This window comes from Pseudoduganella ginsengisoli (assembly GCF_009720865.1).
Taxonomy (GTDB): Bacteria; Pseudomonadota; Gammaproteobacteria; order Burkholderiales; family Burkholderiaceae_D; genus Rugamonas; species Rugamonas ginsengisoli.
The window spans coordinates 53158-79296 of record NZ_WNLA01000001.1 but is presented as its reverse complement, the minus strand read 5'-3'; the positions used below and the strand labels follow the sequence as shown (position 1 = coordinate 79296).

The window sequence follows — 26139 nt, the reverse complement described above, 5'->3', positions numbered from 1 at the left end:
TGCAATCTGCGGGGAGGGGCGGCAACTTCAGCAGCAAGCGTGCGCAAATCGTCGAGCCAGCGCATCCGCGCCTGGCGAAAACGGCAGCGTTATCAGCTTCATCAAACCAGCGAGCAACGACTATGGGCTTGCTCACCGGACTCATCCTAACAATCCAGCCAATCTAATCCCAGCACCCGTGTCCTGTACCCGATGACAACAACGGTTGCCACCCTGATATGTGCACGAGTGTGCGTATACGTTTTTTTCCACTGAATTTGCAAGTTGGCGAGGCCAGTGGATACGCCCCTGTGTAAAATGTGCTTTTATTCTTACACTTGCAGCAGGGTTACCCGCAGCGAAACGATTATATATTCAAAATGAAGGACTTAGAGAGATTTTCTGGGAAGATAGGCAAGAAACAGCCTGAAAAGGCGCCTCAAGCTTCCCCCACACAGGTCCTGCCGCAAGCACAATTCCTGACGATCACCGAAGAAGAAGCCGGACAGCGCATAGATAACTACCTGTTGCGGATCTGCAAAGGGGTCCCGAAAAGCCATATCTACCGCATCTTGCGTTCCGGTGAAGTGCGCGTCAATAAAGGCCGCATCGACCAGTTATACCGTTTGTCGGAAGGCGATATCGTACGCGTGCCGCCGATCCGCCTGGCTGAAAAAGCGGAAGCTGCCGTGCCGGCTTGTGAATTTGATATTATTTTTGAAGACAGCCATTTGCTGGTCATCGACAAGCCGGCCGGTGTGGCCGTGCATGGCGGTTCCGGCGTGTCGTTTGGCGTCATCGAACAATTGCGTGCATCCCGTCCGGACGCGAAATTCCTGGAGCTGGTGCATCGGCTGGACCGCGACACGTCCGGCTTGCTGTTGCTGGCCAAGAAACGTTCGGCACTGACTAACTTGCACGAACAAATGCGCGACGGGCATACGGATAAGCGATACCTGACCCTGGCGGTAGGCGATTGGAAGAACGCGCGCCAGCATGTTAAATTGCCATTGCGTAAATATTCCACGCCGGATGGCGAGCGCCGGGTGTCCGTGTCCGAAGATGGCTTGCCGTCGCACACGGTATTTTCGCTGTTGAAGAAATATGAGGGCTTTGCATTGCTGGAAGCGGAATTGAAGACGGGCCGGACGCACCAGATTCGCGTTCATCTGGCATCGTCGGGCTTCCCCATTGCAGGTGACGATAAATACGGCGATTTTGCATTGAACAAGGCACTGCAGAAAGCAGACGCGACGCGTGGCGCGCTGAAGCGGATGTTCCTGCATGCGCACCAGATTACGTTTACTCATCCGGAAACAGGCAAGGTCATGACTTTGCGCGCGCCATTGGCCGCCGAATGCGAGCGATTCTTGGTAAGCTTGGGCAAACCGTTGAACTAATAGAGGAGCCGGCGCGAATGCGCCGGATGTCATGCCAAGAAAGCAATTTGATCTGATTGTCTTCGACTGGGACGGGACGTTGATGGACAGCACATCAACCATCGTCAAATGTATTCAGGCATCAGCGCGCGACCTGGGCTTGCCGGTGCCCGGTGAAGATGCTGCATCGCATGTGATTGGCCTGGGCTTGTATGAAGCCATGCAAGCCGTGCTGCCGAACGTCGACCCGAAATACTATCCACGCATGGTGGAGCGCTATCGCTACCATTTCCTGTCAAAAGACCATGAATTGACGTTATTTGACGGCGTGGCGGAGATGCTGCAAGAGTTGTCAGCGAGCGCTTACTTCCTTGGTGTGGCGACGGGCAAGAGCCGGGTCGGCTTGAACCGCGCGCTGGCGGAAGCGGGTTTGCTGTCGATGTTCGATGCAACGCGTTGTGCTGACGAAACGTTTTCCAAGCCACATCCCGCGATGTTGCAGGAATTGACGCGCGAACTGGGCCAGGATATGAAGCGCACGGTGATGATCGGCGACACCAGCCACGATATCCTGATGGCCAATAACGCGGGTGCAGCAGGCGTCGCGGTTGAATACGGTGCGCATCCTGCCGACCAGTTGCATGCCTGCAATCCCATGTACTCGGCCAAATCCGTGCAAGAGTTGCACGCTTGGCTCAGCGAGTACGCCTGATGGATGCAGCCGAAGACATTTTGATTTGCGCGGCTGCCGACGTGGAAGATGGCGGCACGGGCGTGCGCTTCCCCGTCACGGCTTTTGGCGGCGATGCGACGGGCTTTGTCGTGCGCTACGGCGGGGTCGCCTACGCGTACCTGAACCAGTGCGCCCACGTGCCGATCGAGCTGGACTGGGTGAAGGGTGAATTCTTCGAATCCAGCAAACTTTATATTATGTGTTCCACGCACGGCGCGATTTACGTGCCGGACAGTGGCTTTTGCGCCGGCGGCCCGTGCCGAGGCGGACGGTTGCGTCCCATTAAGATCGTGGAGCGCGACCAGCAACTCTATTGGCAGCCAGACGAATTCATCCGTCCTCCGCGCGCCTGACTGACGAATAATAATGAGCGAAAACACAAGCGATAACGCGCCTGGCGCGGATCTTCCACCCACGCCTGCACCCACACCGGCGCCCACGTCTGCGCCAACGCCGCCGCCACGCGAGGTGGGCGGACTGAACTGGGAACGCGAAGTGCTGGAAAAGCTGGTGCTGTCCACCGTGCGCGAGCGCCGCGCGCACCGGCGCTGGGGCATCTTCTTCAAATTCCTCACGTTGTTGCTGATCCTGTTTGCGGTGGCCACGTATTTCGATATTTCCTGGCCTGGCAGCGACAGCGAAGCGCTGGGGCGCCATACGGCATTGATTGAAATTGACGGCAATATCGAGACAGAAGGCAGCGGTTCGGCTGCAGTTGTCATCCCGGCATTGAACAAGGCGTTTGCCGACAGCGGTTCGGTGGCGGTCGTGTTGCACATTAACAGCCCGGGCGGCAGTCCGGTCCAGGCTGGCATGATCGTGGATGAAATCCATCGTTTGCGCAAAGGCTATCCGAACAAGCAGCTGTATGTGGTGGTCAACGAGATCTGCGCATCGGGCGGCTACTACATTGCGGCGGCGGCGGACCAGATTTACGTCAACAAGGCCAGTATTGTCGGCTCCATCGGCGTGCTGATGGAAGGGTTTGGCTTTACGGGCATCATGAGTAAAGCGGGTGTCGAGCGCCGCTTGCTGACGGCCGGCGAGCACAAAGGCTTCATGGATCCATTCCTGCCGCTGACGGATAAACACCGTCAGCATGCGCAAAGCATGCTCAATGAAATTCACCAGCAATTCATTGGCGTGGTGCGCGCGGGCCGTGGCAAACGCTTGAAAGAGACGCCGGAAACGTTCTCGGGCCTGTTCTGGACGGGCGAACGTGCCATCAGCATGGGTTTGGCGGATGGCTATGGCACCGTCGATACGGTGGCGCGCGATGTGATCCATGCGGAAGATATTGTGGACTACACGCAACATGAAGGCTTGCCGGAGCGTGTGCTGAAGAAATTTGGCGCATCGATGGGTGAGGGCGCGTTCAAGGCTGCGGTTCGCAATGCAGGCCGCGAAATCCGCTAGGCAAACTTATAGCAGAGCTGATCCGCATCAGTGCGTTGAAGCACAGACGACGTTAGCATTTATGCCTTTTTTGGCCTTGCAATCGTCGGGAGGTGGACTATATTGGTGGTGTAGTTCATTCCAAGGGAGGCCGCAAAACAACCTAACTCGTTGTCTGCACTGTCAGAAACGAACTACTCAACCGCATCGCGAATGCGGACTCGAGTGAATTTCAGTTCCTCGCATTGTGTCCCGGGATGGGGCAGGAGAACGGCGGCAGAAGTGCCGCTGTTTTCGTTTGTGCTGTCCTGTTTGTATTTCTCGTCCGATTCCGAACGGAAGCCGCCGGCGCCCAGCCAGTCAAGAAATTGCCCTTGTATTTCCCTTCTCCATATTGCTTGTGCTGAGCTGTTGCTGTCCTTCGCATGAATAAGGATCAGCTCGCCTGTGTGCTGCGCCATGAAGTGGAATGCAGATCGGGTCATGCTGACCTCCTGATTCTTACAGCGGTTAGGGAAATTCCTACGGTAAATTCAGTGTAATCGTGAAGGCGTTGCAATCTTTGATCTGCATCAATTGACTTTTTGCTGCAGGTCAGCATCGTGGATTCTGGTAAAGTGCTGCCCCATGAGCAAATTATCACTAGACCGCATATTGCAGTCCCAAGGGTTTGGCACCCGCAAGTATTGCCGTAGCCTGATTGAGGATGGGGACGTCCTGATCGATGGCGTGGTGCATGACAATTTTAAGGAGACGCTGGAAACCGATGGCCTGGTGCTGACTGTCTTCGACGAGGAGTGGGTGTACCGGGAAAAGGTATATATCGCACTGTATAAGCCAGCCAATTATGAGTGTTCGCGCAAGCCAAGCCACCACCCGGGTGTGCTGGAGTTGTTGCCTGAGCAGTTTACCTGGCGTGATGTGCAGCCAGTGGGGCGGCTGGATCATGACACGACGGGATTGTTGCTGATGTCAGATGACGGCCCGTTCATCCACGCGCAATCGTCGCCGAAGCGGCATGTACCTAAGGTCTACCAGGCAACCACGCATGATCCGGTGACGCCGGAACTGGTAGCGCAGTTATTAACGGGGGTGCAGTTGCATGACGAGCCTGGGCCGTTGGCAGCGCTAACTTGCGAGCAGCGCGCCGAGCGCCAGATTGAAATCGTGCTCGAGCAGGGCAAATATCACCAGGTCAAGCGCATGCTGGCGGCTGCGGGTAACCATTGCGCAGCGTTGCGGCGCTCTGCGGTCGGGGGACTGACGCTTGATGCATTGGGGCTGGAGGAAGGCGAGTGGTGCTATCTGGACGAAGCGCAACTGGCACTGTTGGCGCCGTAAGGCGGATCAGCGTAGCGTTGTCCGGCGCGACCGGTGCCAACTGGCGCCAGGACCCAGGGATAGGTGCATTCAAACCACCCAGCGTGCAGATGATCTGTGCCGGGTTGGTTCGGGCCGCCCGGTTCATGTGTTTGGCAGTGCAGGGCCGGACGAATTCATCCGGCTCTTAACTGGAAATATACAACTTTGTCATAACGGTCGGTAATTGCCCTATTGCTGAATGGTGCCGCGCCATTGGTCTGGCCCAGTAACCGAATTTAAGACATTAATGCGTCGAATCGGACGCCTTTTCAATCGACGGACGCTTGGCGAAATAAGCCGCACACTACCCGGATGTCAATAAAAGTACCGGCGACAGTTATGGCCATGTTATGGCAGCGTCGGAAGGTGTTCTGTGCGGTTATGGCTAATGAAAAAAAATGAAATCCAGGCGCTCCGGCCGATGCGGTAAATGTGGACGATTTTCTTCAATGATTGCAATTCGTGGAGCCGGAAAAAACTTCACTCTCGCTTCGATCCCGAGTAAGATGTTCCCGTTAAGTTTTTTGCACTGCTAACGCGTTTTCTTTACTTCAGAAGTTATCCATGCGCCAAATCTCCCGTTGTGCCCTGGCCGTTGTTCTGGCCTCGGCAAGTATTTTCGCTGCCGCTCAAGAACTTAAGGATAAGGGCGCACCTTCCGACGCCTCCTCTATGTTTGATCAAGGACCAGTTGGTACCGGAGATGCAATGGCACCGCGGCCGAGATCCAAGATCACCAATGCAGCTGTGAACGACCAGGTGCCCCGGGGCGAGACGGCAGGGGGGCGTGATACGGTTCCGAACAAGACTCCCTTCGGCAGTGCAGTTAACCGCCCTAGTCCCGTTCCAAGCGAATTCCAGAAGTTTGTCCTCGAAAGTACTGGCAAATCCCTGCCGGTTTTCGGTGCAGAGTACTTCGCCAACAGTCCGTCTACGTTTGCGCCAGTTACCAATACGCCGGTGCCGGCTGACTACCCCATGGGCCCGGGGGACGAGGTGCTGATCCGCGGCTGGGGATCGATCGATATTGATTATCGCGCCGTCATTGACCGTAATGGAATGATCACTATCCCGACGGTTGGTTCCATCGTGCTGGGCGGCGTCAAGGCCGGTGACGTGGAAGCTGTCGTACGCGGCGCCGTCGGGCGGCTGTACAAGGGGGTTACGCTCAACGTGACCTTCGGGCAATTGCGAGCTATTACGGTGTACGTGGTCGGTCAAGCCAATCGTCCGGGTACTTACACGGTATCGAACATGGCAACGCTGGTGACAGCGCTGTTTGCAAGCGGGGGGCCGAACGCAAACGGGTCGATGCGACGCGTGCAAGTCAAGCGTGGCGGCAAGATTGCGGCGGAACTTGACCTGTATTCCTTCATCGCCCGAGGCGACAAGTCTTCCGATATCAAGTTGCAGGACGGCGATACGATTTACATTCCTGCGGCCAGCGGCTATGTCGCCATAGTCGGGAAAATTAATAATTCGGCCATTTACGAGTTGCGCAGTGCCAACGATACGATCGAATCGCTGATCGACTACGCAGGCGGACTTCCAGTGGTGGCCGACCCGCGCCGCGTATTTCTCGAACGGATCGATCCGAAGGCCAACAAACCGAGATCGGTCGAGCAGTTTGCGCTTGACGGTGCTGGTCTGAAACGCGCGATGAAGGATGGCGACATCCTCAACATTACGTCGATTACGCCCGATTTCCTGAACGCGGTTGTCTTGCGTGGTAATGTCGACCAGCCCGTCCGCGCCCCATTCAAACCCGGCATGCGTATCAGCGATCTGATCCCCAGCCGTGAATACCTGATCTCGCGCAGCTCGACCCAGCGCCAAAACGCCGCTGTCATCGCTGGCAGCAATGACAAAGTCTCTGGCGAAAGCGCCTCCGGTGAAAAAAATTCCGGCGAAAACGCCAATTCTATCGCTTCGCGCATTGGTGGGCTGATGGATGAAATCAACTGGGAATATGCCGTTGTCGAGCGCCTCAATCGTACCGACCTGACGGTCAACCTGATTCCGTTTAACCTGGGGCAAATTTTCAGCGATCCGGCCAATCCGCAGAATATTGTTCTGCAGCCTGGCGATACGGTCACGATATTCTCCCAGAAGGATGTGGCCGTGCCGCTCGACAAGCGGCGCGTGTTCGTTCGCGTAGAGGGGGAAGTAAACGCTCCCGGTGTTTATCAGATGTCACCAGGTGAGGACTTGCAGTCGCTGCTCGCTCGCGCAGGCGGCCCGACCCGTAACGCGTATCTGTTCGGCACAGCCTTTTATCGCGAGCAAGTACGCATTGATCAGCAGGCGAACTTGGACAAGGTCATCGACCGGCTAGAGACGCAGTTGCGCCTCGACCAAGCCAAGGCTGCCCTCGAGGTGCGAGGTCAGACGGAGTCGGAAGTGCAACTCTCGAGATTGCGGCGAGAGGCGGAACTGGCGTCCGCACGTGAAACCATTCAGCGCATGCGCAAACTCGCTGCCACCGGGCGGATCGCGTTCGGACTCGATCCGGCTGAGCGCTCGTTTAACCGGCTGCCTCAGCTCAAGCTAGAAAATGGTGATCGCCTGGTGGTGGCCTTCCGTCCCGAGTTCGTGCACATCATGGGTGCAGTCAATGCGGAAGCGTCGGCAGTGTGGCGCCCAGGCCGCCGCGTGAGCGATTATCTTGACAAGGTCGGCCTGCGGCAGGAAGCCGATACCGATGCGATGTTTGTGATTCGTGTCGACGGTTCCGTAATCGGGGGGGAATCGCGTAGCTGGTTCGCCGGCAAGTTCACCAATACCGAAGTGTACCCCGGCGACACGATTGTCGTACCGGAAAAGAGCTTCGCTAAGGAAAGCTTGTGGTCACAATTTACTACCGGGGCCAAAGAGTGGACGCAGATTTTAGCCAACTTCGGTCTGGCTGCGGCTGCCCTTCAGGTGCTTAAGAAATAAGTTAAATCGAGCGGTAAATTCAAATACGATGCTGCGCTTGCCCCAAGCTGAAACGGGCGAGCGCGGCATGATGCACTGGATGCTCTACCGGAAGGAATGCAGTGCAGAAATTCAATTGGGCATGCCAGAAAAATGTTCCGGTTGAATTGCCTTTCGCATCGAAGCGAGCCGGGCTTGACGACATGCTTTATGCGAAAAAGAAAGGCTATGTCACCACAAACCACGGAAAGTGCCCAATCGTTGCTTTCAGCATACTTTCCGGCGTATCAATGAGATTTTAGCCGGCTGGTCGAAACGTTTACACCATGCCGCGTAGTTTATCCATTTCAGCGCGGCGTAGAAAAATTCAGAGTGGCAATTGCTGGCAGTATCTAACCCAGCAATCAATGATCAATCATGGCCCGCCCCCGGTTCGCTATCGGCGAGCCGCCCGTAATAAATCAGCTGCTTCAAACATGTTGTTGATGCCGTCCAGGGGCGGCGGCAGTGCCGGGGTCGCCACCAGCAGCGGTACTTGGCGCGACATAAATTCCGGGCGCAGGCGGCAATCACCTGTGGCATAACGTGCCATCGGACACCAGACCTCAGGCCGCAGCGAGTGATCCGATGAAATCACCAGCGCAAACCGATCGCCGAACGCGACGCGCAAGCGCGCGCTGAGAGCATCGATGTAGTCGGCGGCGCTAACCAGATTAGCTGCATAGTCGGCATCAAGCGAGGCGCTGCCACTGGGCCCCGGCGGATGCGGTAATGGGATATGCACAAACAGCACGCCGCCCTGCCGCCAGAAAGGTGCGCTGGCAGCGGCCTGCTCAATGTCGCGCCGTGCCGCATTCATCTGGGACACTGTCAGGAGCCGCCGATCACATAGGCCGATAGGCCGACGGTAGGCCGAGCTCATCATTGAACAAGCAAACCAGACGAAGGGGTCTTCGAAGCTGGGGCTGATAGTTTTATGGCAAAATCGCAGCCCGACAATTCTGCAGTACGGATGATGAAAGCCAATAATATCAAGCTGCGGCTCGAGGCTCGACATCCGGCTAAAGTCAAGAATATTGGTGTCGCTACAGATCGCGCTCAAGGAACATGGCTGAGCGTTCGAAAAATCGCGTCCGGTTAGCAAGGCCGGAATTACATTGACAGTGTTGGCGCCCAGCGGAGCAAGGGACTTGTGGCGTACCTGCAGGCCTTGGCGCGTGAGGGCCGCGGCGATCGGCGCGCTGGCGGCGTCGCCCAATTCATCGAGTAGAATGATCGCCACATTCGGCGCCGCCTGACTGCCTGCACGAAGCGGGAAGGTCCGTGTTTCCGCCGTAAGCTCCACTGCGGCGAACGGCGCCAGAGTAAACATCACTCCGGCTGCCAGTATACCGTTGAGCATACGCACCCGATATGCCTTTCCCAGCCGGCGCAATAGCCAAAGCGCACCTCCGACGGTGCCGACCACTAACGCCAGCTTAAGCGGCAGCGGCAAGGCACCATCGAGTAGCTTGAGCCGGCGCATGCTGCGCAACGCCACCAACCCGAACAACTGTAAGCTGAGAAAGTCTAAAACCCAGACGGTACCCAACGGCCAAGCGCGGGACGCAAGCCTGGCGAAGCCGTACAACAGTGCCGCATAACTTGCCGTGACCGCCACCAGGATCAGTGGCGGGTGGGTGTAATGGTAGAGCGCCGGCCACAGATAGTCGCCACCCATGACCAGCAGCATGACTTCGAAAACAGCAACGCTACGGCCCAGCAGGGACGGCGAACTCATCGCTTTTTCAGAATTTATCAAAGAACGCCAATTCACCAGTGCGATGTTAAAGATATTGTCGATACTTCGGATAGGACGCTCTCGCAAATTCATACGTTGTTCGCGACGGCAGCTTTGACAGCGTTGCACTTTCAGCATGATGAACGGTCAGCGCAGCATCATAATAGGTCTTGCCTCCCACCGACATTACCTGACCTGCCAATAGCGCTTCTTCGCCATATAGAAATACAGAATCATCAAGGCGCTTAAAATGCTGGAAGTAGCGCTCGGTCAAAATGTAGCATGCGCCGATTCCCATATGAATATACCGTGATGTGCCAGCCAACGTATTCATCCTTCCGCCACGCAGTGCCTTGAGCTGTGCCGAAGCGAAACCCATCAGCGCACCCAGCCAATAATGCGAAAAATATAAACGATAAAGAAACTTACGCTTTTTCGAGACACGCCGCGGGCAATGGGGGTTTTGATGATACCCATCGGCTGTGATCACGTCTGGAGCGACAACATACACGTCGTCTGGATAATTGGACGCGACCAGCGTTTCAATAAAGTCGGGTGGAAAGGTTAGGTCATTATTGCCAATCATGACCAAGTCACCAGGTTTTCGATCAATGCTATCGAGGCCGATGTTCAGACCCCCGAAATATCCTGCGTTTACCTCAGACCGAATCAGTACAACATTTTCGTGTTGGCCACATATCATCTTTAACTTTGCGAAATCAGCATCATTGGAGGCATTATCGACAACTACAGTAACGATGCGACAGGCTTTCGACGTCAGGGCATTAGCATCGAGGCTAGCCAAGGCTAATTTAGTAAAATGCGAATTATTGTAATTCACACATATGAAGTAGAAAGTTTTCAAGACCAAACTCCGCAAGAGCGCAAAAGACAGTGTAAGTTGCAATATTGATTGGTTACAGCAAGTTCAGCTGTAAACAATCAGAAATTTCAATTTTCAAACTCGAAGGACAATTCAGGCGAAATTGCCATAGTGGCGGTTAATCATAGTTTCACTATCCTCTTCCCCTCGCCCTGCAATAAATATAATATATATAGCCAGGGGAAAAACATCGCCACCAAAAATGAATTGAAATATGTCAGGGATGCCATCGGAGCAAAGAAAGCCCATGAATATACTCCAATCAAAGGGCCGAAATATTGAACGTCACCATGGAGCGAGCGCGAAAACAACCGCCCGCTTCCATAACCAAACAGCAGACAAAAAATTGCCCCGCCGATAAGATGAAAGTCATCGATCAATGATCGAAATGCCGTATAAATGTTCGATACCTCGCCTAGCTGAGAAATCGGCGCATATTGGTCATATATGCCTGTCTCTTGCGCATACAATCCCAAGGCTTGATATAAGGAAGAGAACGTATACCGGCCCCAACTGACTTGGGCGTCTACCATCCAATAATCCACATAGTGTGAAAAGGCTGACACACCACCAAACATGTAGCCGCGCAGATGCAAAAAAATGCGGAAAACATCTTCGACCTTTCCTTCGCCCCCCTCCCTTAGGATTTGTCCTCCAACAAATATCAAGAAAGCAACGGCAAGCAACGCCATAGTCCGATACCCCAATCTCTGCGCTGCATTTCGCTTTCCATTGTACAAATCCCGAAAATACATCGCAGAGAAACTTTGCAACAAAATGATGATAGTTCCGGCCCTTCCGGACTGGCTGAAGCCAAACAAAACGACACTGATGATCGGTAAAATCAAGAACCAACGCCAACCAAAAAGAATCCAGTAGACCAGTGCAAGAATCACGCCGGCATACGCCATCGTTATTCCTACCTTGATGAACATGGGCAGGGGAATTCCATCACCAGCTAGGACTTCGCGAACACCTGATATGATTATTGATTCCTCTTCCCCGGTTGAATACCCTTTTAATAGTTGATAATAGTCAACCATCGCGACAAGCGAATACAGCCCGACGATTAGAACCACTATTAACAAATTCTTTCTAAACTTCTGCGATAAGATAAGATCTCGCGCAGAAAGCTCTGCCAACGTATTTATTCGCACATGCTGCAACCCGCTTAAACCAAAATATTCGCCTACAATAAAGGCTGAGCAGAACACCAGTACAATGACTCCGCCGAACCACGAGAAATACATGTCAGCGGCGAATATGCCTTGGGTAACACACACAAAAGACCACGACCCAACAAGGCAAAGTCCGGGCGTCAGCCTCTTCTCATAAGAAATGTACAGCGTGCACGTGATAATTAAAAGAATCGCACCAAAGATCAACATCATAGACCCTCGCGGCAATCACTTCCAATACCAGTTGCGGTAGTTCGCGAATAAAACATACTATTTATTTCGGGAAACGATAGAATTGCCATCAAAGAGATAATTACCCCGGCAAGCAGTCCCCAGGGAAGTGGTAGCATTGTGCTAATTGAGTGGGGGTAGTTGAAATCGATTAACCAGCAGATAGTCCACACAACTGCTGCTGCCAGTATTGTCGTGATGATTCTCTTCATCGAAACATGCACTTTCCACAATTTTCGTGAAAGATAAGCTGCGCCAAAATAATAGATCATCTGACTTAGCAACCCAATTAATATGACAGCCGTTAGCCCAAAGCCGCGTATCACGACTGCGTTAGCTAACAAGCTAAACAACGCCACCCCGCCTCCGAGTGCAGCCATCTTCATGGTTCCCCCTGTCACCTCAAGCGCCTTGTGCGCATACATGGAGGCCACAGAAAAAAATATTGCCGCTCCAATCATGGCATATTCATAGTTCTGCAGTTGATACTTTGCCGGTAAAAACATCGACAGTGTTGGAGCGCCATACAGATAAAGCATGAGGCAAAAAAATGTTCCGACAACAAAAATTTTTGTTAAATTATTTTGTATTATCTGGCCAATCTCGGCGGCATCCTTTCGCTCTGCCCACACGCGCATGATCATGGGATGTGCTACCATTAACAGGGGCATTGCGAAAATGCTGGCTGAACCAAGCAACAAGTCACGGGTAGCCGAGTATTTCCCCACTTCATGCGCCAAACCTGCCCAACTTAACAAAAATCTGTCGGAATATGTGAAAATTTGGGAAAATAAAAACCAGAGGGAAAAAGGCCCGCCGTAAAAGAAGGCAAGCTTTGTATAACGCAGAAAATTTTTTGTCTGGATCCCGGAAAAATCAACTGTTGCGCGGCCACTTTCACTTTTTTTCTGAAAAAACACCAACCCCGCAGCGAATCCTATAAAAACAGTGAAGAGTGCACTGGATGCTGATATTGCATTAAAAAAATACAATGAGAAAATTACTAAAATTTGCAGCGACACCTGGCAGATAGTCGCGATCAACTGGATTCGCGGCCGCTCCAAGGATTGATACAGTGTCGACAAATAATTCCAGTAAGTTTGAGCAAAAAAGACAGCGCCGCCAACGAACGCCATTTTCACATCAATTTCAAATAACGGAAGTAGACCCGTCACTATCAGGGAGCCGACGACGGCAACCAGAAAATTTATCTGGCCGAACCAACTTGCCATGCCTGTTGCCTGTCCTGCGCACTTAGGCAAGAAGAAAAATAGCGCCTGAGTTAACCATGATCCAAATACTTGGTTTACAAGTAATATCAGCGTAATCGCGAGTGAGTATTTCCCGTAATTTTCCGGTGTAAGTGATTTTGCAATTAGATAGACGTTCAAGAACCCCAATAAAGCGGGCCCCAGTTTTGCTGCGAAATACATTGCAAAATCGGAATTGTTATTTTTTATAGTAATTCTCATTCTGGACTACAGCCTTGGAGCACTGCCTTTACTTCATAACCAATTAAAAGTCGTCCGTGCAGACGACAAGCCGCAACGACGCCGCACTGCTGTAAGGCTGTATTAATTATACTTTCCCAAAACGAAGATTGCGCTTGAACTGCGTCCATTTCGCCGCAAGTTCCGGATCGCGCAATGCCTTCTTCTTGGCCGCCAAGAAAAGCGCCAAGCCCAAGGCCACAAAAAATGCCATCATCGTTGATGTTAAAACAATCACCACACGGCCTGGCTTGAACTTCCGTTCAGGTTCAATCGCGCTATCTAACACTTGAATCATTGGTGCATCTTTAGCCTCATCAAGCCGTGCTGCCTCATATTGTTTTGATAAGAGCTCAAATAACATTTGATGATACTTTACCTCGCGCAGAATCTTGATGTTCTTGAGTCCCTCTTGCCCCTTTGTACTACCTGCGGCGGTTTCCAACGCGCGAGCTGGATTTCCATTTTGCAATTTATTGAGTTCGTCACGCAAACTGCTCAGCTGTTCCTGGGTGCGTTTATATTCGTGGTTATCCTTGGTAACAAACGCTCGCATGGAGTTAAGCTCGATCTCCTTGGCAGCAATTTGTGCACGCAGCCGGCTTACCATCTCGACAATTGCACGGCTGTCGCTGTCAACACTAATTACGCCGTTTGCTTCCAAAGAACGGTTCAACGCCAACTCAGCCGCTGCGAGATTGTCCTTGGAAAGGGCCAGTTGACGCTCGAAAAATACCCTGCGTTGGGAAGACTCGGTCAACGCGAAGGCTTGCGTCAGTTTTTGCAATTCCTCCACATATGAGTTCGCCAGCCTGGGCGCAAGTTTTTTATCGTGGTCCAGAACTTCTACAAGGATCACGCCATCCTTTCCAGTGGAAATCAGGGTATTGTCCGCCAAACGCTTACGGACCTTTTCCATGGAATCGTTTTCATAAACCTTAGGCAATTCATAACGGGCGATGAGGTTGTCGGCGACTCGGCGACTTTTTAACATTCCAATGAACAGATCGTTCGGATTTTTGATGCCTGCAACGCCGGCTACCGCGCTGGCCGCACCACCTAATTGGGAAAGCAAGGCCGCAGCGCTAGACTGCGCCTGTTGCGGAGGAAGTATTTTAGTGCTTGCCTTATAGATGTCTTTCATTGTCAGACATATCCCAACAGTAACGATCGCTATTACTGCAGGGAATCCGATAATAAGTTTCTTGTATTCGGACAGGGCAATCAGTTTGTCAATAATAGCGTGTCCAATGACATTGTCGCTTTGCTGTAATGTGGTGGCGCTGGTCTGCATTTCATTCATGTTGGAAAGACACTTAATTTGTACATATCATTAATGAAACTGTTCACGAGTATTTCGCCACAGTAGGCCGTTGACCAGTCCCTGCGACCTGGTCAGTACTTGAATGGCGACCGCGCACAGTACGAAGCTGGCAAATTTCTGCGCAAGGTCTACGGTGCGTTCGTAAGTCGCAAGCGGCGACTCTCTCGTTTGATTTTTTACATGTGGTGCTGGCGCAATCGATACGAGGAAATGTGCGCAATCCTCGGCCTCAAGAGTAAAATTCGCCCTTGCTGTTTCCCGCGGCGCTTTTTCTGGCACAACAATGCTATCGACTGCCATCATAGCGGTATTTTCCGCTCGGTTGAATACCACATGTTGGAATCGACAGAAATAATCGGCGGAAATCACGGGGCCATCCGCTCGAATCAAGAAAACATCGTTAATGTGACCTTCTGGCGTGACACCTGATTTCTTAAGGTGCGCTGCAAGTGCTGGTGTTCGATCGTTCCAGTGTTTCCGAGTCAGTGACGCAGCAGTGCGCCGTAACAGCTTATGCAAGCCAAAGCCCAGTTCGTCCCGCAGTCCGGTCAATGTCCAGGCCGGACGTAACGCCTGAGATCGGGTTTGCGGCGATTGAGGAACATGCCATTACTGTAATTCTATTTCACAAGATTGTAAACATAACTTATTGAAAGTACGGGCTTACATGCTACCTAAGTCTTTGATATGTAAGAGAGTCGGAGCGGCCGGAAAGGAGGATCGGGCCCGGAACTGCCGGACTCGGGTGTTTGTTGTTGTGGAAAGTTGTAGTATGCATGTGCATTCTTGGCCACATTTTTTGGGGCTAGGGAGGGGGGCATGCTAAACTGATAGCTTGGGGTATGTCGTAGTTGGCTGATACTGCCATCAGTGCGGAGAGTGGGGCCTTGCGCAAGCAGCGTAAGCATGGATATTGCGATGACTGGAATTGCAGATATGTCGTCGCCCTATGTTCACGAATAATGGATTTGGATAGAGTAACTTCGATGAAATATAAACTACTTTTGATCTTGATGCTGGTGCAGACCTCCGCCTATGCATACGTGGACCCTGGCACTGGTTTGCTGATGCTTCAGAGCTTATTTGCAGTGGTTGGTGCAGTGGTGTTCTTCTTGAAAAATCCCATCGCGTCGATTTCCCGTTTGATTGCCAAGTTGCGGAAGCGTGATGAGAGATCCTGAAGGTGAAGTGGTTTTAGTAGGGCAAGAGCTGATACGCCGTGTATACAACCCAATCACTCCTGGTCATTTCCTGCACAGTTTGACAGCTGCATCGTTGGTCAGTAGCGGAAAATTAGTGCCGTTTGAAATTGTCGGTCCGCAGGAGGTTCGTGCGTCGCGTGTAGAGTTTGTCAGCTTGCCACTGGAGTGGTCAGATGCACAGCTGCGTGCTGCGGCAGACATCACGCTTGATATTTCGCGAGAAGTCTTTTCCGCAGGATACGAGTTAAAAGATGCATCGGCTTGGAATGTGATCTTTGAAGGCACTCAGCCGCTTTTTTGTGATCATCTTTCGTTTCAGACTATTTCATCCAAGCAATGGTGGGCATTCGGGCAATTTGCCCGTCATTTTATTTTCCCATTTGGTGTTTCGAATACGGCCGGAATACGGGCTTACCAGTCATTTCGTCTGAATCGCGACGGTATTTCATTACCGGATGCGCGCAAGATTATGGGGTGGAGGCGCTTCCTTACCCGTTTATGGCCAATGTTGACGTCACTTTCGACGTCTGACGGAGGTGTGAAAACATCGACGCCGTCAAAGGGCGAAGAGCCGCTGCACCGTAATTTGTATGACTTCTGTGGCTGGACGTTAGGACGTTATGGTAAAGCCAACAGGAAAAACAGGAACTGGCAAAAATATACGGAAACGCGCCAGCACTATCAGGACATTGCAAGTAGTGAAAAGCGCCGGCAGGTACAGGAGTGGCTGCGGGAAGCAAAGGCTAAGTGGGTAATTGACCTGGGATGCAATACTGGTGAGTTTTCCCGTCTCGCAGTAGAGGAAGGCGCCCGTGTGATTGCAGTTGATTCGGATCATGATTGCGTTGAACAGCTGTTCATGGAATCAATGGGGAATCGCGCAATTTATCCGGTCATTGCCAACCTGGCCGATATGGCTGGGGGGGGCGGATGGTGTGGCAGTGAATATAGCAGCCTTTTCCAGCGGCTCACCGGTGCGGGTGATGTTGTTATGATGCTTGCGTTGATTCATCACTTGGCGATATCCGAATCGATTCCGTTTGAAAATATCGCCAAGATGGCTTGCCAGATGTCAAAACAGCATCTGATTGTTGAGTTTATTGGCCAAGATGACCCGTTGTTGCAGCATCTGGCGGCCCTGCGCCAGCGTAGTCCGGCTGAGTTTTCAATCATGTCGCAAGAGCGCGCGTTTGCGCTTTATTTTAAAACCAAGGCAATATTTAATATTCCAGGGACTAGCAGGCAATTAGCTTATCTGGAGAAGTTGCCGTACGCTCACGTGTCCTGATCTACGCGGTAATCCGAAAGACTTCGTTCCGTGTGTTTTGTTGTTAATTGTTTAATTTTGGAAGCTTATGTTCAAAGATAAAGTATTGCTCATCACAGGTGGCACTGGCTCCTTTGGTAATGCAGTGTTGCGCCGCTTTTTACATACGGATATCGCAGAAATCAGGATCTTTAGCCGTGATGAAAAGAAGCAAGATGATATGCGCAAGAAATACAATAACAATAAGCTGAAGTTTCACATTGGTGACGTGCGAGACTTCCAAGCCTTGTTGAATGTAACTCGCGGTGTTGATTTTGTTTTTCATGCTGCAGCATTAAAACAGGTGCCATCTTGCGAGTTTCACCCAATGGAAGCGGTGAAAACCAATATTCTTGGTACTGAAAATTTGCTGGAGGCTGCAATCCAGAATGGCGCTAGCCGTGTGGTATGTCTGAGTACTGATAAAGCTGCTTACCCGATCAACGCCATGGGGATTTCCAAAGCCATGATGGAAAAGGTCATGGTAGCCAAATCGCGCGGCCTCGACGACAAGAAAACTGTTATCTGCGGCACGCGTTATGGCAATGTGATGGCTTCCCGCGGCTCCGTCATTCCATTGTTTGTTGATCAGGTGCAGCAGCAGCGCGCATTGACTATCACCGATCCGGCCATGACCCGTTTCATGATGACGCTGGAAGATGCTGTTGACCTTGTGCTGTACGCCTTCGAGCATGGTAGGAATGGCGACATCTTTGTGCAGAAGGCACCGGCGGCAACGGTGGAGACCTTGGTGAAAGCATTGCTCGCGATTCTCGAGCGGCCTAATCATGAAGTGAATGTGATAGGGACGCGCCATGGCGAGAAATTGTATGAAACCCTGTTAAGCCGCGAAGAAATGGCGGCGGCAATCGACCTGGGCCGCTACTATCGGGTTCCGCCAGACTTGCGCGACTTGAATTACGGCAAGTTCGTTGAGCAAGGCGAAAAGCGTATTTCGGACTGTGATGACTACAATTCCCACAATACCGAGCGGCTCGACATCGATGGCATGCGCGATCTGTTAATGAAGTTGGAGTTCATCAAAGCCATCCGTCGTGGCGAAGCCCCGGAATTGGAGGGCTGAGTCCATGAAGATCCTGATAACCGGCGCCAATGGGTTCGTAGGCAGGAACCTGCGGGCGCATTTGCGCGAGCGCAGTGGCTTGGAGGTACAGACTTTTTGCCGCGGTGATTCGCTGCAAGACTTGTATGCGAAGGTGGCGCAAGCTGAGTTTGTGTTTCACCTTGCTGGTGTTAATCGGCCGCAAAATGAACAAGAGTTTACTGAGGGCAACCTTAACCTGACTCAAGAGCTATGCACAGCAATCCGTGAATCAGGGCGGCCAATTTCGGTCGTGTACACCTCGTCAATTCAAGCTGCGCATGACAATCTCTACGGCAATAGCAAACGCGGAGCGGAAGATGCGTTGCGCACCATGGCACAAGTAACAGGTTCCAAGCTTTATATATATCGTTTGCCGAATGTATTTGGTAAGTGGTGCAAGCCGAATTACAACTCGGCAGTTGCGACGTTCTGCCACAATATTGTTCATGGTCTGCCAATTAAAATCAACGATCCTGACGCCATAATCAACCTGGTCTACATCGATGATGTGATTTCTGATTTCCTTGAAGTTATGACGCAGGCGCCTGCTGCGGAGGAGTGGCGTGAGGTAGCGCCGGTATACCGTATTACCGTCGGTGAATTGGCTGAGCAACTGCAGCGTTTCCGTGAGAGCCGCGAAACGCTGATTACTGAGGCTGTGGGTACGGGGCTGGTGCGGGCATTGTATTCAACTTATATTTCCTACTTCAGGCCGGAGAATTTTGCTTATGCCGTGAAGAAGTATGAAGACCCGCGTGGCGTGTTCGTGGAAATGTTGAAGACGCGCGACTCGGGCCAGTTTTCCTTCTTTACTGCGGGCCCTGGCATTACCCGCGGCGGCCATTACCATCACTCAAAGAACGAGAAATTCCTGGTTATCAAAGGCGCCGCCCGCTTTGGCTTCCGCCACATTGATACCGGGGAATTTTATGAGTGCCACACGAGTGCGGCAGAGCCGCAGATAGTGGAAACTGTGCCGGGTTGGTCGCACGATATTACCAATGTTGGCGAGGATGAATTAATCGTCATGCTCTGGGCAAACGAAATCTTCGATCGTGCGCACCCTGACACGGTCACTCATCGCGTATAAATATGAAGAAAATGAAAGTTATGACTGTGGTCGGGACGCGGCCGGAAATTATCCGCCTGTCCCGCGTTCTGGCGAAGCTTGATGAGTTTTGTGACCATATTTTAGTCCATACGGGACAAAACTACGACTACGAACTAAATGAAATCTTTTTCCAGGATTTGCAGGTTCGCAAGCCGGACTATTTTTTAAATGCTGCAGGCAGCAATGCAGCGGAAACCATTGGTAAAGTCATTATTTCTGTTGATGAAGTCTTGGCTAAGGAACAGCCTGAGGCGCTGTTGGTTCTGGGTGATACCAATAGTTGCCTGGCAGCCATTCCTGCAAAGCGCCGCAAGGTACCGATTTTCCATATGGAGGCGGGTAACCGCTGCTTTGATCAGCGTGTTCCTGAAGAAAGTAACCGTCGGATCGTCGATCATACGGCGGATATTAATTTGACCTACAGCACAATTGCTCGCGAGTATTTGCTGCGGGAAGGATTGTCGCCGGAACGCGTGATCAAGACCGGCAGTCCGATGTACGAAGTCTTGCATCATTACAAATCTGGCATTGATTCGTCGGATGCTCTGGAACGGCTGGGTGTCACAGCGGGACAATACTTCGTAGTCAGTGCACACCGTGAAGAAAACGTTGACTCTGACGTGAACTTTGCGAAGCTGGTGGCGGTCCTGAACGGGGTGGCAGAAACCTACGACATGCCGATTATCGTGTCGACTCATCCGCGCACGTTGCGCCGCATTAATGATAAAGAGGCTCAATTCCACCCTAAAGTGCAACTGCTGAAGCCGTTGGGCTTTAAGGATTATGTCAAGTTGCAAATGCACGCACGGGCAGTCTTGTCGGACAGCGGCACCATCACGGAAGAATCCTCCATCCTTAACTTCCCTGCATTGAATATCCGGGAAGCACATGAGCGCCCGGAAGGTATGGAGGAGGCTTCGGTCATGATGACAGGCTTGGAGCTCAGCCGTGTCATGCAAGGTTTGGCTATCCTCGCTGCCCAGGCGCGCGGTGAGCAGCGCCAGTTGCGTCTGGTAGAGGATTATTCGATGCCGAACGTCGCGGACAAAGTGGTACGCATCATTCACAGCTATACCGACTATGTAAACCGCGTTGTGTGGAAAAAAGTAATTTAAGGAATTTGCAATGCGAATCATGCTGCTGACCCAGTTTTTTGAACCGGAACCTACGTTCAAAGGGGTGGTTTTTGCCCGCAAGTTGCAGGAGTTGGGGCATGAAGTGGAAGTCATCACGACATTTCCCAACTATCCAATCGGGAAAATTTACCAGGGTTACAAGCAGAAGTGGCGCAGCAAGGAAGTTGTGGAAGGCATCAATGTGGTGCGGGTTCCTATTTATGCGAGTCACGACACCTCCCGCGTGCGGCGTTCGCTGAATTACATTAGTTTTGCTGCCAGCTCCCTGATCTACGGTCTGTTCTTTGCGAAGAAAGCGGACATCATTTATGTCTACCATCCGCCTATGACGGTCGGTGTGGTTGGGGCGCTGATCGGCATGATGCGCCGCATTCCATTCGTATGTGATATTCAAGATTTGTGGCCTGACACGTTGCGTGCCACTGGCATGGTCAGCAGTGAAAAGTTTATCCGTTTTGTTGGACACGTTTGCCAATGGATGTATGCGCGGGCAGCCCATGTGGTGGTGTTGTCGCCGGGCTTCCGGCGGCGGCTGATTGAACGTGGTGTGCCAGAAGAGAAGATTTCAATTATCTACAACTGGTGCAATGAATCTGCGCTAGAAGTGCCAGCGGAGTCTGGTCTGGATCTGGGCTTTATGGATGGCCGTTTTAATGTCGTCTTTGCCGGTAATATGGGTAAAGCACAGGCATTAGGTTCGGTTATCGAAGCTGCACGACGGGTAGAGGCTGAGAATGCCAACATTCAATTTGTTTTCATTGGTGGTGGCCTCGAAGTGGACGCTTTGAAAAAACAAAGTGCAGGTCTGGGTATTACCAATGTGCGTTTCCTGCCACCAGTACCAATGACCGAAGTGGGAGTCGTGCTGGAGCGCGCAGATGCATTGCTGGTGCACCTGAAAAATGACCCTTTATTTACCATCACAATTCCATCCAAAACCCAGGCTTATATGGCGGTGGGCAAGCCGCTGCTGATGGCGGTCGATGGCGATGCGGCTGAGCTGGTCCGGGAGTCGAAAGCGGGGCTGGCGATTGTATCGGAAGATCCACACTCTATCGCGGAAAAGGTCCTGCAACTGGCTTCAATGCCGCCGGAGCATCGTGTGGCAATGGGGCAGCGTGCGAAAGAATTTTACGAAAAGGAATTGTCTCTCGATATAGGTTGCCGGAAATTCTCTGATTTATTCCAGCGTCTGGTCTTTAAGCGCCGCGCATAATGGAGTGACGAAGCCAAACGCCACGGCGAGCAGGCGAGGCAGTCGTGGCCGGGTGGCGGTTATTATGAAGCAGCCAATATTTTTAACTGACAGGAAGTTCTTTGCCCCGCTGCACGGCCTACGTGGCATTGCAGTTCTTTATGTGGTTGTATCACATTTAGGAAATGGCGGGCTTTTTCTGCTCCCTATACCCCACGACGCTATTGGAAAAATTGGTGTTTGGATATTCTTTGCACTAAGCGCCTTCTTATTAACGACTCATTTATGCCGCGATATTGAGAGCGCATCCTCAAGGGTTTGCACGCTTCTGCAATATATTATTCACCGATTCTTTCGAATTTATCCGCTTTACATTATCGCGCTAATCTTTCATATTATTTTTGGCGATATTTCAAAAAAACAATTATTTGGGCATTTATTACTCACTCAGGGCAGAGGCGAGCTATGGGCCATTCCAGTTGAATTCCAGTATTACTTTATAATCCCGGCTATTGCGATTAGTTCTTTGTATCTGAAGAAAATGCATGTCTGCGTGCTTCTTGTTATTGCTTTGGGGGCAGTTCTGTTTTACGGTACTGAGCAACCGGCAAGTGTATTTTCAAACGAACTAAACGCTTTTCCAAAACTTGCCCCGTTCCTTTTGGGTAGTATCCTCGCGCTACTGCACACGTCACTGCAATCCCGGGGTTCTTCTTTTCTCATCCCCTTAACGTGTCTTATGGGGTTGCTTGTCACCACGATCCTGTATAGATGTCTCGCTAAAGGTTACTTGCAAGACGTGTTCGCCCCATGGCTATCAATGGCAATTGGCGCCTCAATAGTGGGATTAATGTATGCAATCTTGCAGTCCAATAGCATTGGCTCCTTATTTGCTGCAAGACCTCTGGTCTTTCTTGGTGAAATCAGCTTCAGCGTTTATCTTTTGCACATGTTTGTAATCCGTGCGGTCGTATCAAGAGGCCATGGCTTACCAGGGGGTATTGGAGCTTGGATTTCATTGAGCCTATGCATACTGTGCGCGTCCATTTCTTACTGGACAATCGAACGTATTGGTATACGTACTGGAAGAATTATCGGCCAAAAGCTGCAAAGTTGCTTTTCGCCGGCGAGTACGCATAACAATTAATTAGAGCCGATATCGTTGTGATCACAAGTTGACTCAATCAACGGTGTAATCATTAAATTGGCGTTCCCTTACCTGGGTGAATTAGAGCGATAGCTATTCACAAGTTGGAAAAGTTGATCTCCCTCGGTGATCGGCGGTAATTGATCCACAGGTGACGCCATGATTAACGGAACCCGTTTTGACTGGAACTGTTCGCGCAACTCACAGTTATGCGCATAATTTGGTAGCTTGCACCATAATTTCGGACGCAAGGGGTGATCTGATGTTACTACTAATAAAAAATTATTGCCAAAATTGCTTTTTAACCGAGCGGTAAGGCTGTTAACTAAAATGGCGGCATCCTGAATGTTGTTCGAATAATCCTCATCCAGTGTATTACCATTGGTCTTGCCAGGAGGGTGCGGCAGCGGTATATGGAAATATAAGGTCCCGCCTTCCTTCCAAAAGGGAGCATTGTCTAGCGCATGATAAATTTCGCTCCGTGCGGAATTTACCTGAGCAACAACAAAGGGTTGCTCATTGCAATAAGATAATCCTGCAGGATAAACCATTCTTATAAGTACACAACTAAGCCAAGTAGCAGAACTTTTCATGGCGTGCGGATCGGCCATATGGCAATAACGCAGCCCTGAAATCTCGCAATATGGATGATAGAAGCCTACAATGTCTACACGTGCATCCGGGCTTTTCATTCTTGCGAAGTCAAGAACCGTATTACCGCTGCAAACAGCGCTCAGCGAGCACGGGTGCGCTTTCGAAAAGTCTCTACCTGTCAAAAGTGCGGGAATCACATTCACGGTATTTTCGCCAAGCGGCTTCATTGCACCACTTGAAATACTAAGTCGCTGCTCAGCCAACACTTTCAAAATCGGGTCGGCCGCCTCTTGCCCCAACTCATCAAGTAATATTATTGCAACATTTGGCTTTGCCACAGATGTGGACGGTAAAGCGGAAATAGGGAATTCTGTGCGTTCGGCTGTAAGCGCAACCAGCAGTGGAGGGCTAAAAACAAAAAGGAGAGCGGATGCCGTGAGCATGTTGCGTATTTTTTTTAAGTTGGCATCGCTGGAAAATACAGTCAAATAACCCGAAATTCCCCCCCCAAAAACAACAAGAAAAATTTTTACAATCAATGGTACGCCTGCATCGATGATCTGCAATCGGCGCAAAATAACGAATATCGAAGTTATGGAAAGTAATATGGCAAGGAAATCAATGCTCCATAATGTAATTTTTCTAGAGATGAAGTGATATGGGATAAAAACGAAGCCTGAAAGGGCGGCTGCATATAAAAATAAAACACCAACCAATTCCGATAGGGGAAACAAATGGTGATATGCTGCACTCCACAAAGTATCGGAGCAATACACGAAAATAACCGCTATCAATGATATTGTTGCGCGCATCAAATCATGTTTTTTAACCATTGCTTTCCTTTGATGCTTGCTTTCTTGAGCGTTGGGGTAAGAGAAGTGGGCTAGTAGAGGTAGGCGGGAATTACATCCGTTCTTTGATATTGGAATCAGTGGAACTGCGATTACGTTATTCCCTTACTCGTATGGAATAGGATATTGTGCTTGATGCCATAGATCGAGTCAACCGCGATATTAAGGAAGATTTGATCGAGGCATCTGGTTCAATCGGATGAGTCATTGCTCCGCGTCCGCAGCCTTGCCGGATTCTGCCGGAAACACGGGCTTTGAAGCGTTTTGGCGTACGAAATACCCGATTCGCACCTCGTTGTGCCGGTGCAAAGTCGGCGAAGCCGAACAGTGTGAGCAACTACGCGGTGTTCTTCGTCAAACCACGATAACGGACTTTGCGATGATGGAACTGGTGGATGCCGATGCAAGCCATTACGAGGCGCCGAGGCTGGCGGAGCTGCGGCTAATTTTTCGGCCTGAATGTGGGCTGGCCAGGCTCGGCGGCTAAGGGCGCGCCAGCGGCGAATCTGGGGGGCAATGTGCGTCCTGGGCCTTCGCGTATTGGCGACTGCGCGCCAACGAAATTTGATTTATTCGGTTTCAGTCGCTATCGGTTTCGCAGGGTGGCAGCTATATGGTGAATTTTGATGCTGTTAAGTTGAAAAACTGTTTGGTGGGGGAGTTCAATCGCAGTGCGCGGCGTTGTACTGAACCTGTTGCCCAGCATTGTGGATGGGATGAGACAGGTTTATGTGGCTGCTGAAGGATATTGCTGCTGTGCAGCAGGTGCGCTCGTGGCAGTCGTGGCGAAATGGGTTACGCCACCAATTGATCACATAGTCAATGTGCAGGCATAGGCGAGCCTCGTTTTAAGTATGTATAAGCTGCGTTGCGGTTCGGCACGGGGGTATGTACAATCCGGTGATGGTGCACTGCACGCAACGTGGGCATTTTGTGATCGCAAGAGGATGGTTGGGCTTGAAAGTATGCCGTGGGGGCTTCAACGATTGAAGCTGTGAGTTGTAAATCTGGTAAAATTCGTAAGGGCAACTCGGAATAAGCCCCAGGTTGCCATCTCCTTGCGATTTATTCGGTGTGGCCGGGAGTCTGCAGCTTATTCCTGTATGAACTTCTCCGGTAATTCGCAGTTCGGCTTTCGGATGATGTGACGTGAAGGCGGTAGGCTGGCTCTTGTAGCGGAAATCTTGAAGTGGAAATACAGTGGGAAGTTAATGAAGAGAACAATTGATTTTATTCTTGCAGCAGCAGGCTTGTTGGTGCTCGCTTTGCCAGTTTGTATCATTTATGTTCTGGTTCGCTGGAAGTTGGGGAGCCCCGCTTTTTTCCGTCAGACGCGTCCGGGTTTGCATGGCAAACCGTTTGAGCTGGTAAAGTTCCGCTCCATGACGGACGAGGTTCACAAGCTTGATTCCGAGCGCATCACGCCATTCGGGCAATTTCTACGCTCGACCAGCCTCGATGAAATTCCCCAATTGTGGAACGTGCTGAAAGGCGACATGAGCCTGATCGGGCCGCGGCCATTGCTCATGTCTTATCTGCCTTTGTATACACCAGAGCAAATGCGCCGTCATAACGTACGCCCCGGTATTTCCGGCTGGGCCCAGGTGAATGGACGTTGCGCGGTGAGCTGGGAAGAGAAGTTCCGGCTGGACATTTGGTATGTTGATAACCAATCGTTCTGGCTGGATGTCAAAATCTTCTTTTTAACAATCAAGAAAGTGCTGATACGCCAGAATGTGGTTGGTGTGGATGTTAACGGCATTCCATTTACCGGCACCTCCGCTGAGAGCTCTTCGGGGAAGTAAGTTAAGCCTGTCTCGCCGCGAGACATGTGACGTTGCA

At 51.3% G+C, this 26139-nt stretch carries 22 protein-coding genes; 14 read left to right on the top strand and 8 right to left on the bottom strand.

Going from position 1 to position 26139, the window contains the following annotated elements; genetic code table 11:
- Positions 1–359: 359 nt before the first annotated feature.
- From GM668_RS00345 to GM668_RS00330, 4 genes are read left to right on the top strand one after another with little or no spacing between them, the layout of a single operon-like run.
- Positions 360–1379 carry an RluA family pseudouridine synthase gene (locus GM668_RS00345; protein ID WP_155436956.1) on the top strand — a complete coding sequence of 340 codons (1020 nt, stop codon included), beginning with the start codon at positions 360–362 and terminating at the stop codon, positions 1377–1379.
- Between the two features lie 31 nt (positions 1380–1410).
- Complete coding sequence (locus GM668_RS00340) at positions 1411–2070, top strand: HAD-IIIA family hydrolase (RefSeq protein WP_155436955.1); 660 nt, start codon at positions 1411–1413, stop codon at positions 2068–2070.
- On the top strand, positions 2070–2444 hold the full coding sequence (locus GM668_RS00335; protein WP_155437716.1) for a Rieske (2Fe-2S) protein: 375 nt from the start codon (positions 2070–2072) through the stop codon (positions 2442–2444). The genes GM668_RS00340 and GM668_RS00335 overlap by 1 nt, the downstream gene beginning before the upstream one ends.
- A 13-nt stretch (positions 2445–2457) precedes the next feature.
- Complete coding sequence (locus tag GM668_RS00330; protein WP_155436954.1) at positions 2458–3507, top strand: S49 family peptidase; 1050 nt, start codon at positions 2458–2460, stop codon at positions 3505–3507.
- A 173-nt stretch (positions 3508–3680) separates the two neighbouring features.
- On the opposite strand, the gene GM668_RS00325 is transcribed toward GM668_RS00330, so the two are convergent.
- A complete protein-coding gene (locus GM668_RS00325) occupies positions 3681–3971 on the bottom strand; it encodes a hypothetical protein (RefSeq protein WP_155436953.1) in 291 nt (96 codons plus the stop codon).
- A gap of 142 nt (positions 3972–4113) precedes the next feature.
- Here GM668_RS00325 and GM668_RS00320 point away from each other — a divergent pair, with 142 nt between their 5' ends.
- Complete coding sequence (locus GM668_RS00320) at positions 4114–4827, top strand: pseudouridine synthase (RefSeq protein WP_155436952.1); 714 nt, start codon at positions 4114–4116, stop codon at positions 4825–4827.
- Positions 4828–5412: 585 nt separating this feature from the next.
- Entirely contained in the window at positions 5413–7785 is a 2373-nt protein-coding gene (locus tag GM668_RS00315; RefSeq protein WP_229498776.1) for an SLBB domain-containing protein, read from the top strand.
- A 415-nt stretch (positions 7786–8200) separates the two neighbouring features.
- On the opposite strand, the gene GM668_RS00310 is transcribed toward GM668_RS00315, so the two are convergent.
- The 6 genes from GM668_RS00310 to GM668_RS00285 form a co-directional block, all read right to left on the bottom strand.
- Positions 8201–9637 carry a hypothetical protein gene (locus tag GM668_RS00310; protein ID WP_155436951.1) on the bottom strand — a complete coding sequence of 479 codons (1437 nt, stop codon included), beginning with the start codon at positions 9635–9637 and terminating at the stop codon, positions 8201–8203.
- Positions 9591–10409 carry a glycosyltransferase gene (locus GM668_RS00305; protein ID WP_155436950.1) on the bottom strand — a complete coding sequence of 273 codons (819 nt, stop codon included), beginning with the start codon at positions 10407–10409 and terminating at the stop codon, positions 9591–9593. Before GM668_RS00305 ends, GM668_RS00310 begins: the two co-directional genes overlap by 47 nt.
- A 140-nt stretch (positions 10410–10549) precedes the next feature.
- The gene (locus GM668_RS00300) at positions 10550–11818 is read right to left on the bottom strand and encodes an O-antigen polymerase (RefSeq protein ID WP_155436949.1); all 1269 of its coding nucleotides are present in this window, start codon (positions 11816–11818) and stop codon (positions 10550–10552) included.
- Positions 11815–13308, bottom strand: coding sequence for a lipopolysaccharide biosynthesis protein (locus GM668_RS00295; protein WP_155436948.1), 1494 nt, complete (start codon positions 13306–13308; stop codon positions 11815–11817). The genes GM668_RS00300 and GM668_RS00295 overlap by 4 nt, the downstream gene beginning before the upstream one ends.
- Positions 13309–13414: 106 nt before the next feature.
- On the bottom strand, positions 13415–14629 hold the full coding sequence (locus GM668_RS00290; RefSeq protein WP_229498774.1) for a GNVR domain-containing protein: 1215 nt from the start codon (positions 14627–14629) through the stop codon (positions 13415–13417).
- A gap of 30 nt (positions 14630–14659) precedes the next feature.
- A complete protein-coding gene (locus GM668_RS00285) occupies positions 14660–15169 on the bottom strand; it encodes a hypothetical protein (RefSeq protein WP_170305435.1) in 510 nt (169 codons plus the stop codon).
- A 467-nt stretch (positions 15170–15636) separates the two neighbouring features.
- Between GM668_RS00285 and GM668_RS00280 the strand changes: the two genes are divergently transcribed.
- From GM668_RS00280 to GM668_RS00250, 7 genes are all read left to right on the top strand, one after another.
- Positions 15637–15831 carry a hypothetical protein gene (locus GM668_RS00280; protein WP_155436946.1) on the top strand — a complete coding sequence of 65 codons (195 nt, stop codon included), beginning with the start codon at positions 15637–15639 and terminating at the stop codon, positions 15829–15831.
- Positions 15818–17140 (top strand): class I SAM-dependent methyltransferase, encoded by a 1323-nt coding sequence (locus GM668_RS00275; protein ID WP_155436945.1) that lies wholly within the window; start codon positions 15818–15820, stop codon positions 17138–17140. Before GM668_RS00280 ends, GM668_RS00275 begins: the two co-directional genes overlap by 14 nt.
- Positions 17141–17207: 67 nt before the next feature.
- On the top strand, positions 17208–18242 hold the full coding sequence (locus tag GM668_RS00270; RefSeq protein ID WP_155436944.1) for a polysaccharide biosynthesis protein: 1035 nt from the start codon (positions 17208–17210) through the stop codon (positions 18240–18242).
- 4 nt (positions 18243–18246) lie between these two features.
- Positions 18247–19353 carry a UDP-2-acetamido-2,6-beta-L-arabino-hexul-4-ose reductase gene (gene wbjC, locus GM668_RS00265; RefSeq protein WP_155436943.1) on the top strand — a complete coding sequence of 369 codons (1107 nt, stop codon included), beginning with the start codon at positions 18247–18249 and terminating at the stop codon, positions 19351–19353.
- Positions 19354–19355: 2 nt separating this feature from the next.
- Positions 19356–20489, top strand: coding sequence for a non-hydrolyzing UDP-N-acetylglucosamine 2-epimerase (gene wecB, locus GM668_RS00260; protein ID WP_155436942.1), 1134 nt, complete (start codon positions 19356–19358; stop codon positions 20487–20489).
- Positions 20490–20499: 10 nt separating this feature from the next.
- On the top strand, positions 20500–21726 hold the full coding sequence (locus GM668_RS00255) for a glycosyltransferase family 4 protein (RefSeq protein WP_155436941.1): 1227 nt from the start codon (positions 20500–20502) through the stop codon (positions 21724–21726).
- A 4-nt stretch (positions 21727–21730) separates the two neighbouring features.
- On the top strand, positions 21731–22852 hold the full coding sequence (locus GM668_RS00250) for an acyltransferase family protein (protein WP_155436940.1): 1122 nt from the start codon (positions 21731–21733) through the stop codon (positions 22850–22852).
- A 68-nt stretch (positions 22853–22920) separates the two neighbouring features.
- Here the strand turns inward: GM668_RS00250 and GM668_RS00245 are convergent, their stop codons facing one another.
- Entirely contained in the window at positions 22921–24279 is a 1359-nt protein-coding gene (locus tag GM668_RS00245; protein WP_155436939.1) for a hypothetical protein, read from the bottom strand.
- 1229 nt (positions 24280–25508) lie between these two features.
- Between GM668_RS00245 and GM668_RS00240 the strand changes: the two genes are divergently transcribed.
- Positions 25509–26102 carry a sugar transferase gene (locus tag GM668_RS00240; RefSeq protein WP_155436938.1) on the top strand — a complete coding sequence of 198 codons (594 nt, stop codon included), beginning with the start codon at positions 25509–25511 and terminating at the stop codon, positions 26100–26102.
- The last annotated feature ends 37 nt before the right edge of the window (positions 26103–26139 follow it).

Coding starts and splice junctions, on each gene's coding strand:
- GM668_RS00345 (WP_155436956.1), top strand. CDS start 360: ATGAAGGACTTAGAGAGATTTTCTGGGAAGATAGGCAAGAAACAGCCT.
- GM668_RS00340 (WP_155436955.1), top strand. CDS start 1,411: ATGCCAAGAAAGCAATTTGATCTGATTGTCTTCGACTGGGACGGGACG.
- GM668_RS00335 (WP_155437716.1), top strand. CDS start 2,070: ATGGATGCAGCCGAAGACATTTTGATTTGCGCGGCTGCCGACGTGGAA.
- GM668_RS00330 (WP_155436954.1), top strand. CDS start 2,458: ATGAGCGAAAACACAAGCGATAACGCGCCTGGCGCGGATCTTCCACCC.
- GM668_RS00325 (WP_155436953.1), bottom strand. CDS start 3,971: ATGACCCGATCTGCATTCCACTTCATGGCGCAGCACACAGGCGAGCTG.
- GM668_RS00320 (WP_155436952.1), top strand. CDS start 4,114: ATGAGCAAATTATCACTAGACCGCATATTGCAGTCCCAAGGGTTTGGC.
- GM668_RS00315 (WP_229498776.1), top strand. CDS start 5,413: ATGCGCCAAATCTCCCGTTGTGCCCTGGCCGTTGTTCTGGCCTCGGCA.
- GM668_RS00310 (WP_155436951.1), bottom strand. CDS start 9,637: ATGAATTTGCGAGAGCGTCCTATCCGAAGTATCGACAATATCTTTAAC.
- GM668_RS00300 (WP_155436949.1), bottom strand. CDS start 11,818: ATGATGTTGATCTTTGGTGCGATTCTTTTAATTATCACGTGCACGCTG.
- GM668_RS00295 (WP_155436948.1), bottom strand. CDS start 13,308: ATGAGAATTACTATAAAAAATAACAATTCCGATTTTGCAATGTATTTC.
- GM668_RS00290 (WP_229498774.1), bottom strand. CDS start 14,629: ATGAATGAAATGCAGACCAGCGCCACCACATTACAGCAAAGCGACAAT.
- GM668_RS00280 (WP_155436946.1), top strand. CDS start 15,637: ATGAAATATAAACTACTTTTGATCTTGATGCTGGTGCAGACCTCCGCC.
- GM668_RS00275 (WP_155436945.1), top strand. CDS start 15,818: ATGAGAGATCCTGAAGGTGAAGTGGTTTTAGTAGGGCAAGAGCTGATA.
- GM668_RS00270 (WP_155436944.1), top strand. CDS start 17,208: ATGTTCAAAGATAAAGTATTGCTCATCACAGGTGGCACTGGCTCCTTT.
- wbjC (WP_155436943.1), top strand. CDS start 18,247: ATGAAGATCCTGATAACCGGCGCCAATGGGTTCGTAGGCAGGAACCTG.
- wecB (WP_155436942.1), top strand. CDS start 19,356: ATGAAGAAAATGAAAGTTATGACTGTGGTCGGGACGCGGCCGGAAATT.
- GM668_RS00255 (WP_155436941.1), top strand. CDS start 20,500: ATGCGAATCATGCTGCTGACCCAGTTTTTTGAACCGGAACCTACGTTC.
- GM668_RS00245 (WP_155436939.1), bottom strand. CDS start 24,279: ATGGTTAAAAAACATGATTTGATGCGCGCAACAATATCATTGATAGCG.
- GM668_RS00240 (WP_155436938.1), top strand. CDS start 25,509: ATGAAGAGAACAATTGATTTTATTCTTGCAGCAGCAGGCTTGTTGGTG.